The sequence below is a fragment of the Chryseobacterium salviniae genome, assembly GCF_035819015.1.
GTDB lineage: Bacteria > Bacteroidota > Bacteroidia > Flavobacteriales > Weeksellaceae > Chryseobacterium > Chryseobacterium salviniae.
Genome location: NZ_JAYLAA010000016.1, coordinates 1 through 15870, shown reverse-complemented (window position 1 = coordinate 15870; position 15870 = coordinate 1). Strand labels below are relative to the sequence as shown.

The 15870-nt window shown below is 37.2% G+C and carries 12 protein-coding genes and 1 tRNA gene; 5 read left to right on the top strand and 8 right to left on the bottom strand.

What is annotated here, in order from left to right:
• The coding region (locus SOP96_RS03605; protein WP_326319826.1) for a transposase at nucleotides 1-435 on the top strand (435 nt) is incomplete at its 5' end.
• A gap of 299 nt (nucleotides 436-734) precedes the next feature.
• Here SOP96_RS03605 and SOP96_RS03600 read toward each other — a convergent pair.
• The 3 genes from SOP96_RS03600 to SOP96_RS03590 are packed head-to-tail and all read right to left on the bottom strand — an operon-like array spanning nucleotide 735 to nucleotide 6291.
• Nucleotides 735-2057, bottom strand: coding sequence for a rhamnogalacturonan acetylesterase (locus SOP96_RS03600; RefSeq protein WP_326319825.1), 1323 nt, complete (start codon nucleotides 2055-2057; stop codon nucleotides 735-737).
• 2 nt (nucleotides 2058-2059) lie between these two features.
• Nucleotides 2060-4915 carry a glycoside hydrolase family 2 protein gene (locus SOP96_RS03595; protein ID WP_326319824.1) on the bottom strand — a complete coding sequence of 952 codons (2856 nt, stop codon included), beginning with the start codon at nucleotides 4913-4915 and terminating at the stop codon, nucleotides 2060-2062.
• Entirely contained in the window at nucleotides 4915-6291 is a 1377-nt protein-coding gene (locus SOP96_RS03590; RefSeq protein WP_326319823.1) for a rhamnogalacturonidase, read from the bottom strand. Before SOP96_RS03590 ends, SOP96_RS03595 begins: the two co-directional genes overlap by 1 nt.
• 248 nt (nucleotides 6292-6539) lie before the next feature.
• Between SOP96_RS03590 and SOP96_RS03585 the strand changes: the two genes are divergently transcribed.
• Together SOP96_RS03585 and SOP96_RS03580 are read left to right on the top strand one after the other, a co-directional pair.
• Nucleotides 6540-7580: a glycosyltransferase family 9 protein gene (locus tag SOP96_RS03585; RefSeq protein WP_326319822.1), complete on the top strand. Its 1041-nt coding sequence runs from the start codon at nucleotides 6540-6542 to the stop codon at nucleotides 7578-7580.
• 26 nt (nucleotides 7581-7606) lie between these two features.
• Nucleotides 7607-8368 carry a lipopolysaccharide kinase InaA family protein gene (locus tag SOP96_RS03580; RefSeq protein ID WP_326319821.1) on the top strand — a complete coding sequence of 254 codons (762 nt, stop codon included), beginning with the start codon at nucleotides 7607-7609 and terminating at the stop codon, nucleotides 8366-8368.
• 96 nt (nucleotides 8369-8464) lie between these two features.
• On the opposite strand, the gene SOP96_RS03575 is transcribed toward SOP96_RS03580, so the two are convergent.
• Together SOP96_RS03575 and SOP96_RS03570 are read right to left on the bottom strand one after the other, a co-directional pair.
• Nucleotides 8465-9157 (bottom strand): hypothetical protein, encoded by a 693-nt coding sequence (locus tag SOP96_RS03575; RefSeq protein WP_326319820.1) that lies wholly within the window; start codon nucleotides 9155-9157, stop codon nucleotides 8465-8467.
• Nucleotides 9158-9306: 149 nt separating this feature from the next.
• Complete coding sequence (locus SOP96_RS03570; RefSeq protein WP_326319819.1) at nucleotides 9307-11796, bottom strand: PAS domain S-box protein; 2490 nt, start codon at nucleotides 11794-11796, stop codon at nucleotides 9307-9309.
• A gap of 312 nt (nucleotides 11797-12108) precedes the next feature.
• Here SOP96_RS03570 and SOP96_RS03565 point away from each other — a divergent pair, with 312 nt between their 5' ends.
• A complete protein-coding gene (locus SOP96_RS03565; RefSeq protein ID WP_326319818.1) occupies nucleotides 12109-12672 on the top strand; it encodes a dual specificity protein phosphatase family protein in 564 nt (187 codons plus the stop codon).
• A 76-nt stretch (nucleotides 12673-12748) separates the two neighbouring features.
• Here SOP96_RS03565 and SOP96_RS03560 read toward each other — a convergent pair.
• The 3 genes from SOP96_RS03560 to holA form a co-directional block, all read right to left on the bottom strand.
• Nucleotides 12749-12836, bottom strand: a tRNA-Ser gene (locus tag SOP96_RS03560).
• Nucleotides 12837-13061: 225 nt separating this feature from the next.
• On the bottom strand, nucleotides 13062-14003 hold the full coding sequence (trxB, locus tag SOP96_RS03555) for a thioredoxin-disulfide reductase (protein ID WP_326319817.1): 942 nt from the start codon (nucleotides 14001-14003) through the stop codon (nucleotides 13062-13064).
• Nucleotides 14004-14194: 191 nt separating this feature from the next.
• A complete protein-coding gene (holA, locus tag SOP96_RS03550) occupies nucleotides 14195-15232 on the bottom strand; it encodes a DNA polymerase III subunit delta (protein WP_326319816.1) in 1038 nt (345 codons plus the stop codon).
• 8 nt (nucleotides 15233-15240) lie between these two features.
• Here holA and SOP96_RS03545 point away from each other — a divergent pair, with 8 nt between their 5' ends.
• Nucleotides 15241-15672, top strand: coding sequence for a type I restriction enzyme HsdR N-terminal domain-containing protein (locus tag SOP96_RS03545; RefSeq protein ID WP_326319815.1), 432 nt, complete (start codon nucleotides 15241-15243; stop codon nucleotides 15670-15672).
• Nucleotides 15673-15870: the final 198 nt, after the last annotated feature.

Below are 15870 nucleotides of genomic sequence, written 5' to 3'. Positions count from 1 at the left end.
ATGATTTTTCTTTGCGACAATCGTGGTCAAATGCTTTCGATGGGAAATCCCAGAAGCGGAAATCATCACGATTTATATGAAATAGAAGATGTTATGGGCGAGATTATTGAAATTTTGTCGGAAGCGGAAATTTCTCATAAGGGTCTTTTTTTGAATGCAGATTCGGGATTTGACAGTGAAAGTTTAAGACAGAAATTAGAAATGGAGGAAATAACAGGCAACATCAAAACCAATCCCCGGAATGGAAAAACAGTAGATAATGATCATTATTTTGATGAAAAGCTGTACGAAAACAGATTTAAAATAGAGCAGGCAAATGCATGGTTAGACGGCTTCAAGGCTTTGCTGATAAGATTTGAAACACTGGATATTACCTGGAAGAATATGCACTTTTTGGCGTTTTCTCTTAAACTAATCAAAAAATTAAAAGTTTAAACAACTTCTAAGTATAAAATCAATTTTCCATCCGGCTTTAAGGAATTTAGATTTTATATCTCTTCTTAATGATTCTTATAATTTCAAGATCAATCAGATTGAACTCCTACGGAGTTCTGTTTTTTATATAATGCATTGTTCTACACATATTTCGCTCTTACGGAGCGAGTTATTTCTCTTTACACCTATTTTAAAATCAATTTATTAGTTTTTAAAATTGAACTCCTACGGGGTTCTTTATTTCTATCGTATATGTGTTACACAGATTTTGCTCCTACGGAGCGAGTTATAGTTAAATATCAATTTCCATCCGGTTTTAAAGATTCCATAAAAATGGATTCTGGCCAGTGGAATTTTTTGGCATCATCGGGTTTATTGGGGTTAAAATTTTTATAATTTTCCGAAATATATTTTTTTAGTGGCAAGTTTTGGTCAACGATTGACTTTACAACACAATTTGCCAATTCGTAAGCTCCGTAAGGATTAAAATGGGTGTCGTCTGCCAAATCATTCGGTTGGTTCGGGTAAGTGTTTGCGGGATAATACACAAATGCTTTCTTAGACAATTCCGGTCCCATCGCTTCAAACAGGGTTTTGCTCAAAGTATTTAAATCAATCAAATTCACTTTTTCTTCTTTGGCAATTTCCCTCATTGCATCAGGAAAATCATCCAATGTATTGATGATTTTATTATTTTCATCAAAAACTCTGCGGTTCATTGAAGTGATTAAAACAGGAGTTGCACCTAATTGTTTCGCTTTCTGAATCCATTCTTTCAGACGTTTTTTGTAACCCGATTTTTCACTGTTTCCGTACTTTTGGTCGTTGTGCCCAAACTGGATGAACAAACAATCTCCCGGTTTTATCAGATTCCAGATTTTATCAATCCGGTGACGGTCTTCAAAGGCTTTTAAGGTTTCTCCACTTTCTGCGTAATTTGCAATTACGACTTCTTTCGGGACAAAAAAATACGGCAGCATTTGTCCCCACGAAGCCCACGGTTCATATTGTGCATCCACAACCGTGGAATCTCCTGTAAGATAAATCGTTTTTGCCGTTTTGTTGGGCTGAATAATTACCGAACAAACTTTCGGGGATTTGTCGTTAAATTCAATCGTCAGCAGATTATCCCAATGCAGATATTTTCTTTCTCTTGGTTTTAATTTCACCATTCCGATTTTTTCTCCTTTTTGGTTTCGGATGATGCTGTCTTTTACGTGAACGGTGATTGTTTTTTCAACGACTTCACCTTGTTTTGTTTTCATATGATTCAGCATAAGGCGGCGGTTTTCCACTCGGACTGTTGTTTGTGAAACACCTTTTGTATTTCCTAAATTCAGAATGATATCATAGTTTCCTTCAGGAATTGCCACTGAAAAATAGAACGGTTTTTTACTGGTGATAAAATCTCCCGTTAACGCACTTCCATTGTTATCAATATATTGTAGATCTGAAATATCCATAAATCCATACCCGATATTTTTATTAAATTTTGAAGTTGAAGTGATGGGAATAAATCCTTTTTCGACTCTGTTTCCGCCAAAATCAAATTTGAAAGCCGTCTGTTGAGAAAACATCAGCGAACCGATAAAAAGCATTAGAAAATATATCAATTTTTTCATACTTAATCTGTTAAAATATTTTCTTTCGGCATGGTAAACTGCTTATTTTCATCGCCTAAATCCGGCAACCCGAAATAGAAATACAAAGTCCTTTTAAAAGTTCCGTTCAGATGATTTGGTTCGCTTTCCGGGCCTATAGATTCGGTTTTATCGTTAATGTTAAACGCCAGGACAGTTCCCAATGGCGGAATTGCATCAAGGAAAGAAATATTTCCAATCGGCAACTCCGGATAACCTTTTGCTCCGTAAATTCCATAAAAATCGAAAAGCCTCACAAACATTTTTTCTTGTTTGGTTCCGACCGTTATTTTTCCTTCTGCTGTATCGAGTTGCAGCCACGAAACATCATCAAAATAACCTTTAAATTCAGGGTACATCCATGGTGACTGGCCGGTTCTTGTTGAATTTTTTAAATTCTGCCAGACGTTATAAGTCTGTCCGTGCAAACGGTTTTTCCAAACGTGATACGGTCCTTTTCCGAGCCATTTTGCATTAATTACATAATTCTCCGGGTAATCAAAACTTACGCCTGAAAACTGAAAATCTCCGGAAAGCGAATATTCATAATTCAATTCCAACACCCCGTTTGAATTCAGTTTCCAGATGATTTTATTTCCGTTTTTATACTTTGCTTCAATGAGTTGGTTTTGTTCTTCTCCAAAAGATTTTATTGAGGATAGTTCCATTTTTCCGTTCACGAAAACCGGCCCGTTTTTAAAGGTCATCTTTTTACCTCTTTTATCAACGATAACAGATTTTAACAATCCGTCTATTTTCCCGATGGCAAATTCTTTTTCGTCTGATTTTAAAATGAATAATGAATCATTTTCAACGACGGAAACCGGATTTATTTTAGTTAAGGATTTAGAAAACTGTTTTGAAATTTCATCATTCGGTTTCAATTTCCATGCCCATGTGTAGATTTCTTTTCCGGAAGAATCGGTTGCCGTTAACAACAAACCTTCATGTTCTTTCCAGTTTGCAGGAATGTTTAAATTGATTTTCCCTTTTTGTGTCGGTTGAATATCCGGAGATTCTGCTTTTCCAGTTTTAACAATATCAAATCCGGATTCAGAGGAGAATGGTGTTTTGAAATTGATTAATTTCCATTCAAACCTACAATCTTTTAAGTTCGTAAAATGATAACGGTTTTCCACAGGAATGGTTCCGTTAAAATTATTGGGTAACGTTTTCAGATCAATTTTCACCGGACTATAAATTTCACGGATGGCATAAAAGCTTCCTTCTTTTTCACGATGCGGGCCTAAAATTCCGTCGGGTGCGTTGATGGCATTCACATCGATCTGATTGTTGAAATCTGTTCGTGCCAATCCTTCATCCACAAATGCCCACAGAAAGCCGCCTGCTCCTTTTTTGGAATTCCAGTGAAGTTCCCAGTAATCGGCTAAAGAAGTTCCGCCGCCACCGTCATCCTGAGCGTGTAAAAATTCGGTAGGCATATAAATATTTTCGTCTTCTAATATTTTTTTGGTGCTGTAATAATCTTCATAATGATTGCAATCTATGCCATTGAAAGCGTTTCCCGGTTTATGATGAGCGTGAATGACAGACCGATTTGACAAGTCGTATTTTGCAAATTCTGCATCCAGATCAAAATTATGTCCGCCTTCATTTCCGTTGCTCCAGAAAATAATTGACGGATGATTGGTGTCTCTCGCCACCATTTCTTTCACCAGCTTTTTTCCAATTTCCGTACTGTATTTTTTCTGCCATCCCGCCAATTCATCCAGTACATATAAACCCAACGAATCGCACATCTTCAAAAATGATGTATTCGGCGGATAATGCGAACAGCGAACGGCATTCATATTCATTTCTTTGATGAGCTGAACATCCATTAAATCGATGTTTCCCGTGATTGCCCTACCCGTTTCCGGCCACCAGACGTGACGGTTGATGCCTTTCATTTTGACCTTGCTCCCGTTGATGAAAATGCCGTCGCCTTTTCGGACTTCTATGGTTCTGAAACCGAATTTTTCCTCGGTTTGACTGATTGTCTTTTTATTTTTATTTAAAGTAAATTTTGCTTTATATAAATTCGGTGTTTCGGCAGTCCAGAGCTTTGGATTTTTAATCGAAAACTGAATCTGTTTTACAGTATCTTCTTTTTGAATCTGAAGCTGAGATTTCGCTACCAAAATGTTTTCAGCATTGAATAATTCCACTATTATATTGTTGGCAGAATGAATTCCTTTTACATAAATATTTGAACGGAAAGTACCGTCCGCTTTGGCGTCAATGGCAGTCCAGGGAATATGTTCTTTCGGATTGGCTTCTACGTAGACCGGACGGAAAATTCCGCCTAAAATCCAGTAATCTGCGAGACGTTCTGCGTTGTTGACGGATTTATCGGCCGACATTTTGGAGACTTTAACTTCGAGAATATTTTCTTTTCCGAACTGAATTTTATCCGAAATATCATATTTAAATTCATAAAAAGCACCCTGATGAATTTCCCCTGCTAATTTCCCATTGATTTTCACTTCGGTATCGGTCATTGAACCTTCAAAAACGATGTTGATGGTTTTTCTTTTCCAGGAATGGGGAATGGTGAATTTGTGTTTATATACACCTGTTTCGTCGTGAAATTTAAAATTTCTGCCATACGTCACATAATCTCTGCCGTAATTGTAGGAGCCGAAACCCTGCTGTTCCCAATGTGAAGGCACCTGAATTTTGCTCCAGCTTCCGGATTTCCTACCTGAATTTATCCAAAAATCCCATTCTTTGGTTTGCTCAACGTCTTTCCCAGTTAAGAATTGAATTTCCTTTGACTGAGAAAACAGAAGCTGTGAACAGACACATAGAAACGCAAATATTTTGGTAGTAAAATTCATTATCTGGCGGCAATATCGGAGTCGTCTTTTTTGTCGTAAGAGTGTGCGAGAGAAGTGACTTTCGTTACGTTGACTTTGGTTTGCTTTAGATTTTTAATGTTATCTAAGTTTTGCATTTCAGGTTTTAAAGCTTTAATTTTTAAATTTTCAAAAGTAAAATCTTTCAATTGATACAAATCTGATTTTTCAATAGAAAAAGCTGTTTCACAGGTAATGTCGATATTTTTTAAAATAATATTATTGGCTAATCCTGCTCTCGGTCTTTCTTCGCCTTTTAAATCAAAAAACTGGTTCCATCCTTTTACATACAGGAAAGTTTTCACATTTCCTTTAATATTTTCAACCGTTATATATTCGTAATGCTGAGGCGTATCGGGACGCATTTTTAAGTGCAGTAATCTTGAGGGATCTTTCACCACAGCGTTTCGCAGCAGTACGTTGTAATTGTGGATCGATTCGCTTCCACAGGTAAGAACCGAATGGCAGAACCCGAAGGTATTGTCTTCAATCAGAATATTTCTGTTCTCGCCATTGTTTCCATCTAAATCCGCTTTCGGGCCTTTTCCGCCTTTTAAAGCGATAGCATCGTCATTAACGGACATATAGCAGTTTTTTATCAGGAAATTGGTGCAGGCATCAATATCCACCGCATCTGAACTTGGTGCTTTTACAGGTTCTTTCGGGGCTAAAATGGTAAGGTTTAATAATTTAACAAAATGAGATTTATAGTAATGGGTACTCCAGAAAGGTGAATTTTTCACGGTGATTCCCTCAATCTGAATATTTTTTGAATTGGAAACATAAATAATTCTTGGCCTCATTTCATCCATATTGGTGCATTTAGGATTCCATTCTCGTCTTTTCCAGAATGATTTCCAGAATCTCAGTCCGTTACCGTCGAGTGTACCTTTTCCGGAGATGGTGAAGCCATCCAATCCGTCTGCATTGATTAAAGCAGGAAAATATTTTACGGTCTGGCCTTCCATCCTGGTTGTTAATACCGGAAAATCGTTGATGTCATCGCTTCCTTTTAATTTTGCACCATTCTCTAAATATAAATGTGTGCCCTGTTTAAAAAACACTGAACTGATAAGGAAAGTTCCTTTTGGAACTATAATTACTCCACCACCGTTTTTCGCTGCCATATCAATAATTTCCTGAAGCTTTTTGGTCTGAAGAAGGGCACTATCATTTTTCATTCCGTTTTCAGTAATGATGTATTTTTTGCCTAATTTATTGATGTCAGTAGGCTTGTTTTCCTTAAACCATTTCGGAATAGCTGTCCCGTCGGGAAATTTATCCTGGCATTTTAACCCTGAAAAAGAAAAGATAAGGGAAACGGCGAGGATATATTTTGATAAAGTCTGAAATTTCATAATCGATTTTAATAACACTAATAAACGAAAATAAAAATAGAATTTTTGAGCATCGGGAGCATCCTGCCCTTACCTGTCAATCAATTTTTACATCATCATAGATTCTTTTTAATAATTTGAAATAGAAAGATTTTTACTAAAATCATCTATTATATTTATAGACAATTACTATCGAAATATAAAGTTGACCTTAAAATACCTGATTATTTATGAGTAAATTGTGCACTATTTTAAATACTATTTTTTTCATGAAAATACCAAAGGGAATTAACAAAGTTAGAAGATCATTAATGAGAAATCTAACGAAAAATATTGGGAAATCCGGTTTAAAAAAATCTGAAAAAAACGATATTAAAATAAAAAGAATTCTTATTACCAGGCCCAACCACCGTCTTGGAAACCTGCTGCTTTTAAGCCCACTGGTACAAGAAGTAATCAATACATTCCCCGACAGCAAAATCGATCTTTTTGTTAAAGGACAAATTACTCCTATCATTTATAAAAATTACACTCATATTGATAAAATCATCCAGCTTCCGAAAAAACCGTTCAGCAATATTTTTAAGTATCTGAAGGGCTGGGTTTCATTGAGGACAAAAAAATACGACCTGGTGATTAATGCCAATTTTGGGTCTTCATCGGGAAGGATCTCAACATTAGCGGCGAACTCCAGATACAAAATGTTTGGAGAGTTTGATGAAAAATATGTACAGGAATTTAATGATTATCAGCATTCTGCAAAACAAAGCATTTATGATTTAAGACATTTTTTATCGGAACTGGGTATTCCAGAAAATAAAAATGATATTCCTTTTCTTGATATTAAACTGGATGCCGGGGAAATAGAAGCCGGAAAAAAGAAACTTTTTTCCATCACACAGAACGACAGGCCAACAATTTGCCTGTTTACCAATGCTACAGGAGACAAATGCTACTCCGAGCAATGGTGGTCTGATTTTTATAATATATTGAAAGAAACATTTCCCGATTATAATATTGTAGAACTTTTACCGGTTGAAAATATTTCTAAACTCAATTTTGCCATCCCGCATTTTTACAGTAAAGATATCAGGGAAATGGGAGGTTTTATGGCGAACACGGCCGTATTTATCGCAGCAGATAACGGGGTAATGCATCTTGCCAGCGCAAGTGGAGTGCCAACAGTGGGATTATTTATGGTAACTGATGAAAATCTCTACAAACCTTATAATCCCAAAAGTTTTTCTGTGAATACAAATCATACGCCGAACCAAGAGATTATGAATTTGCTACGCAAAACACTTGGATAGAATGGCCCAAATTAAAAATATATGATATGAAACTGATTATTGCAGAAGGTTTATCTCAGTATAAAGATGATATTCTATCAACTTTAAAAAAATTTAAAAGCGAAGGGACATTAATTGGTAATGGTTCCCGAAATGTGATTAAGGTTTTTGATGTCAACGGAATGCATCTCAATTTTAAATCCTTCAAACAGCATAATATTATCAACAGGCACGTTTATAAATTTTACCGTAAATCTAAGGCACACCGTTCATTTGAATATGCACATATGCTTATCAGCAAGAATTACCACACGCCCCGACCTGTTGCTTACATAGAAAACCACGATTTTATCGGGCTTACATCCAGCTATTACGTTAGTGAACAATTACAGGATGTGTGGACACTCGACCGTGTTCTTTATGATCATTCTTTTGCCGACCGCGAAAAAATAATTAAAGAATACACACGGCTGATGTTTCGTCTGCATAATGACGGAATTCAGTTTCTTGATAATTCACCTAACAATTTCCTGATCCGAAGGGAAGACAATAGCTATTCAATTTACCTGGTAGATCTTAACAGAATGAATTTTTATGATTCTATTGATCTCACTAAAAGACTTAACAATTTTGCCAGGCTGACTAATACTCCCGAAATTATTGAAATCATAGCAGAAGAATATGCAAACCTATATGGCACTTCAAAAGATATTTGCCTGAAAACAATTATGCAGGCCGCCCAAAAACAGGTTACACGACGAAAAATAAAGAAAATTTTAAAGTTATACAAGCATATTATAAAGATTTAAGAATTGCTGATAAACTTCATTAAACATAAATTTAATTCTTTTCGATTTTAAACATAGGAACTCTGTGAGACCGCTTTACTATTAAGTTGCGATATGCTAATTGTTTGATCTTGAAATTTGGAGCCATTTACTGCCTGTCCATATCAGCTGAATAACATCTTCAAGACCTATATTAAATGTCCCGGCTATATTAACATTGCCGGTATCTGCCAACTGAGCGGCACCAGCAATTGTATAAATTGTAACAATCTGACCGTCTGCTAAACCATTACTGATTGTAAAAGTTCTGTTTGCTGCAGTGGTGTTGTTTGAATTAAGCTTTATATGGCTTGCATCCCCTACTGTAATAAGTTGATTGTCTGCGGTTAAATTAACTGTAATAGAAGTTATTGAAACTCCGCCGTTAACCTGTAAAGAGGTTTGGGGAGAATTAGTTCTTATTCCTACATTGCCGGTTGCTGCAATTCTGACGGCACCGTTTTGTGCAATTTTAAGAGGAGTGCCTGTTTTACCATTACCGGCAACAGTTCCGTCTGTTACGACTCCGATTAAACCTGTGCCTGCCTGTGATAAAACCATATCTGCACTTACTCTATTGAAGAAGCCTGAATTATCAATTACCAAAATAGAGTCTTTGGCAGAATTTAATCCTGCAAGATTTTTCGCCTGCCTTACCCTGATATTTCCGTTAACATCAAGAGTTGCCGTGGGAGAAGTTGTATTAATGCCAACTTGTGCTAAAATCAAATGAAAGGAAAACATGATTAGAATTTGAATAGTTTTTTTCATAGTTGCTTTTTTTACAAAATAATGAAAAAAATGCATTGATACAAATCACTTTATATTGACTTTATCAATTTTATTCATATCAATCAGCGAATGCAGGTTCAGAGCAAATATTTTAGTTTTTCTAAAAATTCTGAGTTTATTATTTTTAATTAAAAATCGTCAGGGATAGTAAACCAGAACGTACTTCCTATGCCCTCTTCACTTTCAACGCCAATTTTCCCGCCATGACGTTCGATGATATCCGCGCTTATATATAATCCTAATCCAAGGCCGGAAGCCTGAATGCCATTAGGATCCACTCGGTAATACCGTTCAAAAAGATAAGGAAGCTTTTCAGCCGGTATTCCCGGACCTTCATCCCTTACCGAAACTTTCACCGACTGAGTTTCTTTTTCAATGGTCAGGAATATCTGCCTGCTTTTAGGTGCATATTTAATGGCATTATTGATGAAGTTGATGACAACCTGCTGGATTCTGTTTTCATCTGCTACAATCTCAAGATTTTTTTCACCTTCTACCACCAGCTCATGCGTTCCCAAATGGATGACATGAGAACAACACTCATCTACCATATGGGCGAAATTAAATTTCTTTTTGTTTAACATAACCTTGCCTTCATTGATCCTGGTTACGTTCAGCAGCTCTTCCACAAGTTCGGAGATCTTTTCCATGCTTTTATTAGACTGCTCAATTAATTTTGGCAGCAGAGCTGTAGGATGTACCTTCATTCTATCAAGAAGCTGTAAGGAAGCTTTCAGGCTGGTAAGCGGAGTTTTAAGCTCATGGCTGGCAATCGAGATGAAATCGTCTTTCTGTTGCTGAATCTGCTTTAAAGCTGTAATATCCATCACGGTACCAAGTAATTTTTTCGCATTCCCTTCTTTATCATAATGAACATTTCCCTGTAACCGAAGCCACTTTACATCGTTGTTGGGAAGAACAATACGGGCTTCATAGAAAAGTTTTCCGGTTTTCCTGGCAACAGCATGAGCCTCATCGCTAAGATGGGCATCCAAAGGATGGAAGCTGGTAAGTACCTCTGCTCTTGAAACAGGGCTTGTCACGCCAAAAATTTCATCAAAACGCCTGGAGCCTATTACGGATTGTTCCGCATATCTGAACTCATATGTTCCGATTTCCGAAGCTTCAACAGCAAGACGATTTCTTTCCTCAATATCTTCAATCTGCCTTCTCGCCAATACTTTATCAGTCACATCATTGCCTACGACCATAACGGAGGTAACCATTCCTTTTAAATCTTTGACAGGTTCATACACAAAATCGATAAACATGATTTGATCTACACCGTTTCTATTCAATATCAGCTCGTGTTCTAATCCGTGAAATGCGGTCCCGGTTTCGATCACCTTTTGCATAATCGGACCATATACTTCAGCAGCTTCTGCCACTCCTTCCCAGATGCTCCGCATTTCTAGCTGTTCCCTGGATCTTCCTACCAATTCCAGATATCCATCGTTCACTTCAATAACCATGAGATCTTCTGCCCGAATTACACATATGGCAATTGGTGCCTGCCTGATGAGATTTCGAAAGCGCACCTCACTGAGCAATAGCTCTTCATTAGATTCTGCCAATTCTTCATTGGTTGTTGCAAGTTCTTCATTAAGCGCAGCAAATTCTTCATTGGAAGCTGCTAACTCTTCATTCATATCCTGCAGCTGCTGCTCGCCCAGTTTCATCTGGGTAATATCTACACAGGAACTTATGTATCCTGCAAATTTTCCGTCAGAAAGAAACCTTGGTGTTCCTTTTTTCAGCAGCCAGTGATACGATCCGTCGGAACCGAGTAATCTCATCTCCGCACTGTAAGAAATTCTTTGTACAAATGCCTGCTGATGAATGTTTAAAAAATTTTGTTTGTCCAGCGGATGAATCAGATCATACCATCCTTTATCAAGCAGTTGATCTGCAGTTCGCCCACTAAGCCTTGACCAGGCTTTATTAAAATAAATCAACTTATTAGCTTCGTTGCGTACAGCGATGAGAATATCAGTATTGTCGGCCATTGACCTGAAGCGCTCTTCACTTTCCACCAAAGCCTTTACCCTGTCTTCTACTATCTGTTCAAGCTCGGCATTTATACGGGAAAGCTCTTCCCTGCTTGCTTCGAGCTCTTCATTAACTGCGCTTAATTCCTCATTTGCTGCCGCAAGCTGTTCGTTTAAAGATTGTTCACGGATGAGCAGCTGTTTATTCTGGCTGGCTTCTTCCAGCTCGCGTCTGTTCAGATAGCGTTCAGTGACATCAGTAGCCGTATGCAAAATTGCTATGACCTGGCCATTTTCATCTTTCACGGCACGGTATTCAAAATCAAAGTAATAGGTACTTATTACTCCGTCTACCAATATATCTGCAGGAGTATCTTTTCCCGAAATCGTTATCCCTTCGCGCCAAACTTTTGCAAACATTTCAATAAAAGGCTGCCCAGAAAGTTCAGGCAATGCTTCTTCCAGGCTCTTCCCGATGACTTCCGTACCCCGGCCCCAAATAGCTAACATGGCCTGGTTTGCAAATTCAATCCTTGCGTCTTCGCCAACATGCACAGCAGTAGCAGTATTGAGTAAAGAAAATATGTAAGCAAGCTGCTCAAAGTTTAAAGGTGGTACCGGGTCCTTCATTGTTCCTTATTAGTTTCAGTCACGAAAATACAAAAATAGAGAAAAAGACAAGCGTGAATGGGGGCTAAAAGTGTACCACAGATAGTAAAAATGTAGAAACAGTGTATAATTATGATACTTTTCGATAAAATTTTCTGTGTGGAAAGTTATGGTGGTTTTAAAGTTTTCCATTTTAACGTTTTTAAGCTCATAAAAGTTTGAATATTTTCTAAAATAAGTAAAACCGGATATTTAAATCTAAGATAGTATCTTAGCAGCCATAATTTATTTCACAATTTCAAGCCTATGCACAATGTTTTCACATCTAAAAAAATGAAAATTGCCATTATTTCTGTGATTATAATAATGTTCCTTGGTTTAGCTTTTGCTTTTTACCAGAAAAAAATCCGGTATAATCTGGTAACAATCTCGGAAAATAAAGTTTATAATTCCGGAGTTATTCCGCTGGATAAACTTCATGGTATTATCAGCGATTACCATATCAAAACCATTATCGATTTACGGGACGGTGCAGAGCAAACAGAGCTCAATCCCGAAACAAAAAAGCAGGTGAATACGGAAGCTGCTGCTGCGGAAAAGATTGCAGAGGTTCATTATTTCAACCTTCCAACTGATCAGGTTCCCCAGGACAGTACTGTGAAGAAATTTTTAAAAATAATGGATGATCCTAAAAACTATCCTGTTTTGATCCATTGTCATCACGGAGTCGGGCGTTCCCGTTTGTTCAGTTCAATTTACAGAATTGAGTATGAACACTTCACCAATGAACAGGCAAGAAAAAATGCCCGTTACTTCTGGGAATTCAGCAATAATTTTTCAAAGAATTCTGAAAAGGGTTTATATCTTACAAATTATAAAAAAAGAAATACCAATTAAAAGAATCTTATTATTCAAAATAAAAAACGCTGTAAGCATTGATGTTTACAGCGTTTTGTTTATTTGGTTTCTAACCTGGCGGAGAGTGAGGGATTCGAACCCCCGGACCTGTTACAGTCAACAGTTTTCAAGACTGCCGCAATCGACCACTCTGCCAACTCTCCCTCAACTCCGATTGTATCGTCGTTTTCAGTGGTGCAAATATAGAATGTTTTTATGTACTGCCAAAATATTTCAGAAAGAAATTTTAACAAAACTTAATAATCTTCTATAAATCAGATAAATTATTTTTCATTTTTAAAGTGAAATCCTTCAAAATCTCTTCAATGCTCAGAAATAAAAAAACGCACTTGAAAAAGTACGTTTAAAATGTTATTTAAGTTGAACTCTTAATGTAATTCTGCAAGATACTTTTCGGCATCCATAGCGGCCATACATCCGCTTCCGGCTGCTGTTATTGCTTGTCTGTAGATATGATCCTGAACATCCCCTGCTGCAAAAACTCCCGGAAGATTGGTTCTCGCAGATCCTTTTTCGGTTACAATATATCCGTTTTCATCCAGATCAATCTGCCCTGCGAAAATATCCGTATTCGGTTTGTGACCGATGGCGATAAAAATTCCGTCTACATCAATAGTAGAAGTTTCCTGAGTCTCATTATTGATGACCACGGCTCTTTCCACTAAATTATTTTCACCTTCAATGGCAATAAGCTCATGATGGAATTTCACTTCAATATTCGGGGTATTCTGCACCCTGTGAATCATTGCTTTGGATGCTCTGAAAACATCTTTTCTCACCAGCATGGTTACTTTTTTACAAAGTTTCGCAAGATAAGTAGCTTCTTCCGCCGCTGTGTCTCCTGCTCCAACTACCACTACATCTTTGCCTTTATAGAAAAATCCGTCGCAGGTTGCACATGCGGAAACGCCTCCACCGGCGTATTTCTTTTCATCATCCAGTCCAAGATATTTTGCTGTTGCTCCGGTTGAAATAATTACCGTTCTGGCAAAAATCTCTTTATTGCCTGCATATAATTTGTGAACGCCTCCCGCTTCTTTAGAAAATTCAACTTTAGTGATCATTTCGTAATGCACTTTGGTGTCGAATCTTTCCGCCTGCTTTTGCAAATCCATCATCATTTCAGGACCTGTAATTCCCGCCGGATACCCCGGAAAGTTATCAACCTCCGTAGTTGTGGTTAATTGCCCGCCCGGCTCCAGACCTGTGTATAATTCTGGTTTCAAATCTGCTCTTGCGGCATAAATTGCTGCGGTAAAGCCTGAAGGTCCGGATCCAACGATCACACAATCTAAAATGTTTTGTTCCATAATTTGCTTTTCAAAAAGAATTAAAAATTTACGTGCGCTAAGTTCGTAATTTTTAATATTTATTTAAAGTTATTTTAATGATAGTTGTCAATATCTGATATGTTGAATTTCGATATTAGTTGTTGGATGTTGGTTGTCAGTTGATGGTAAAATTAGATCAATCAACCAACAACAACTAACAATCGATCAAATCACACTTTCATCTTAATTTTATCGACGTTGATGATTTTATAAACCAGCTCCTTGATCAGTTCTGCTTCGCTCATATTCACCGCTCCAAGACCTTTTCCCTTCATATCAAATTCCCTTAAAATAGAAATGACCCGCGTTGCATGTTTCAGAGGATACAACCTTGCCGATTCTGCGTAATCTTTAATAAAGTAAGGATTCACGCCCATTTGTGCAGCGATAACCTGTGGCGGCTGACCGGCCATCGTATTGTAAATAATGACGTTTGAAAAGTAGTTGTACAGGCTTGCCAGCATCATTACGAAAGGATTATTCTTCGGATTTTTTCCCATGAAATGAGCAATTTTAAATGCTGCATTGGCATTTTTTGTTCCTAAAGCCTTCTGCAGTTCAAAAACATTGTATTCTTTACTGATCCCAATGTGATCTTCCACTATTTTGCCATCCAAAATTTCTCCGGGTTTCAGGATGATCTTTAATTTATTCAGCTCATTGGCGATCCTGGAAAGGTCGTTTCCAAGATATTCGGCAAGGAGATGAGAAATGTTCGGGGCTGTTTTGATGTTCAGCCTGATGCATTCATCAGAGATCCATTTCGGAAGGTTGTTTTCCTTTACCGATTCGCTCAGGATTAATGCATTGGCTTTATCAAGGGCTTTGGTGGCTTTTTTACGGCTGTCTAATTTTTTATGTTTATGCGCAAAAACCAGCACGGTAGAAGGAACAGGATTGCTCACATACGCTTCCAGAACTCTGTTTTCTTCTTCATTGAATTTTAAATCCTGCGCTTCCTTTACAATAATTACCTGCTTATCGCCCATCATCGGAAACTGTCTCGCCAGGGAAAGAATTTCCTGGTAAGAGGTATCTTTTCCGTACACCACAGTCTGGTTGAATGCTTTTTCATCTTCCTCCAGAAAGTCGTGCTCAAATGCTTTTACGGCAAGATCTATAAAGTAAGGTTCTTCTCCATGAAAAAAATAAATCGGCAGAACTTCTTTATTTTTAATATTTTTGAGGATTAAATCTAATTCTTTCATCTTAATAAATGGAACTTCCAAAACTGAATTTTCAGGAAACTTTTGATTTTAAATTCAAGAAAGACAAAGATAAGTTTTTTATTTATGATCTGGTTCGTAAAACTTACCTTTTGCTCACTCCTGAAGAATGGGTGCGCCAACACTGGATCCATTATTATCTTTCGGTAAAGTATTACTCTGTTTCTGCTTTGATTACGGAAAAAAAGATCGTTTTAAATGGTTTAACGAAAAGAATTGATCTTTTAATTACTGAAAAGACAGAGCCTAAAATTTTAATTGAATGTAAGGCTCCTCAAATTAAATTAACCGAAAAAACATTTGAACAAACTGCGAGATACAACTCGATTATTGGAGCAAAAGAAATTGTTTTAACAAATGGTTTACAGCATATTCATGCATTTTATGAGAATGGGGAGTATCAGTTTTATAAGCCGGATTGAGGGTAATGGTTAAGACTAAGATTGATCTTGATGATTCTTATCATGTGAGTTATTTTTAGTAATTTAGATAAGATGTCTTTGATGGTATAGGATTGGATCGGAAGTATGATGCAGGTTTCCTAGCCCGGATTGAGCGGCATGTCTGAGCTCTTTTCTGGTTTCGGGGGGGGGGGGTGGGCCCCCCCCCACACCAAAAAA

Excerpts from the sequence above, each read along its gene's own strand:
- SOP96_RS03600 (WP_326319825.1), bottom strand. The coding sequence starts at position 2,057 with ATGAAAAAATTGATATATTTTCTAATGCTTTTTATCGGTTCGCTGATG.
- SOP96_RS03595 (WP_326319824.1), bottom strand. The coding sequence starts at position 4,915 with ATGAATTTTACTACCAAAATATTTGCGTTTCTATGTGTCTGTTCACAG.
- SOP96_RS03590 (WP_326319823.1), bottom strand. The coding sequence starts at position 6,291 with ATGAAATTTCAGACTTTATCAAAATATATCCTCGCCGTTTCCCTTATC.
- SOP96_RS03585 (WP_326319822.1), top strand. The coding sequence starts at position 6,540 with ATGAAAATACCAAAGGGAATTAACAAAGTTAGAAGATCATTAATGAGA.
- SOP96_RS03580 (WP_326319821.1), top strand. The coding sequence starts at position 7,607 with ATGAAACTGATTATTGCAGAAGGTTTATCTCAGTATAAAGATGATATT.
- SOP96_RS03575 (WP_326319820.1), bottom strand. The coding sequence starts at position 9,157 with ATGAAAAAAACTATTCAAATTCTAATCATGTTTTCCTTTCATTTGATT.
- SOP96_RS03570 (WP_326319819.1), bottom strand. The coding sequence starts at position 11,796 with ATGAAGGACCCGGTACCACCTTTAAACTTTGAGCAGCTTGCTTACATA.
- SOP96_RS03565 (WP_326319818.1), top strand. The coding sequence starts at position 12,109 with ATGAAAATTGCCATTATTTCTGTGATTATAATAATGTTCCTTGGTTTA.
- trxB (WP_326319817.1), bottom strand. The coding sequence starts at position 14,003 with ATGGAACAAAACATTTTAGATTGTGTGATCGTTGGATCCGGACCTTCA.
- holA (WP_326319816.1), bottom strand. The coding sequence starts at position 15,232 with ATGAAAGAATTAGATTTAATCCTCAAAAATATTAAAAATAAAGAAGTT.
- SOP96_RS03545 (WP_326319815.1), top strand. The coding sequence starts at position 15,241 with ATGGAACTTCCAAAACTGAATTTTCAGGAAACTTTTGATTTTAAATTC.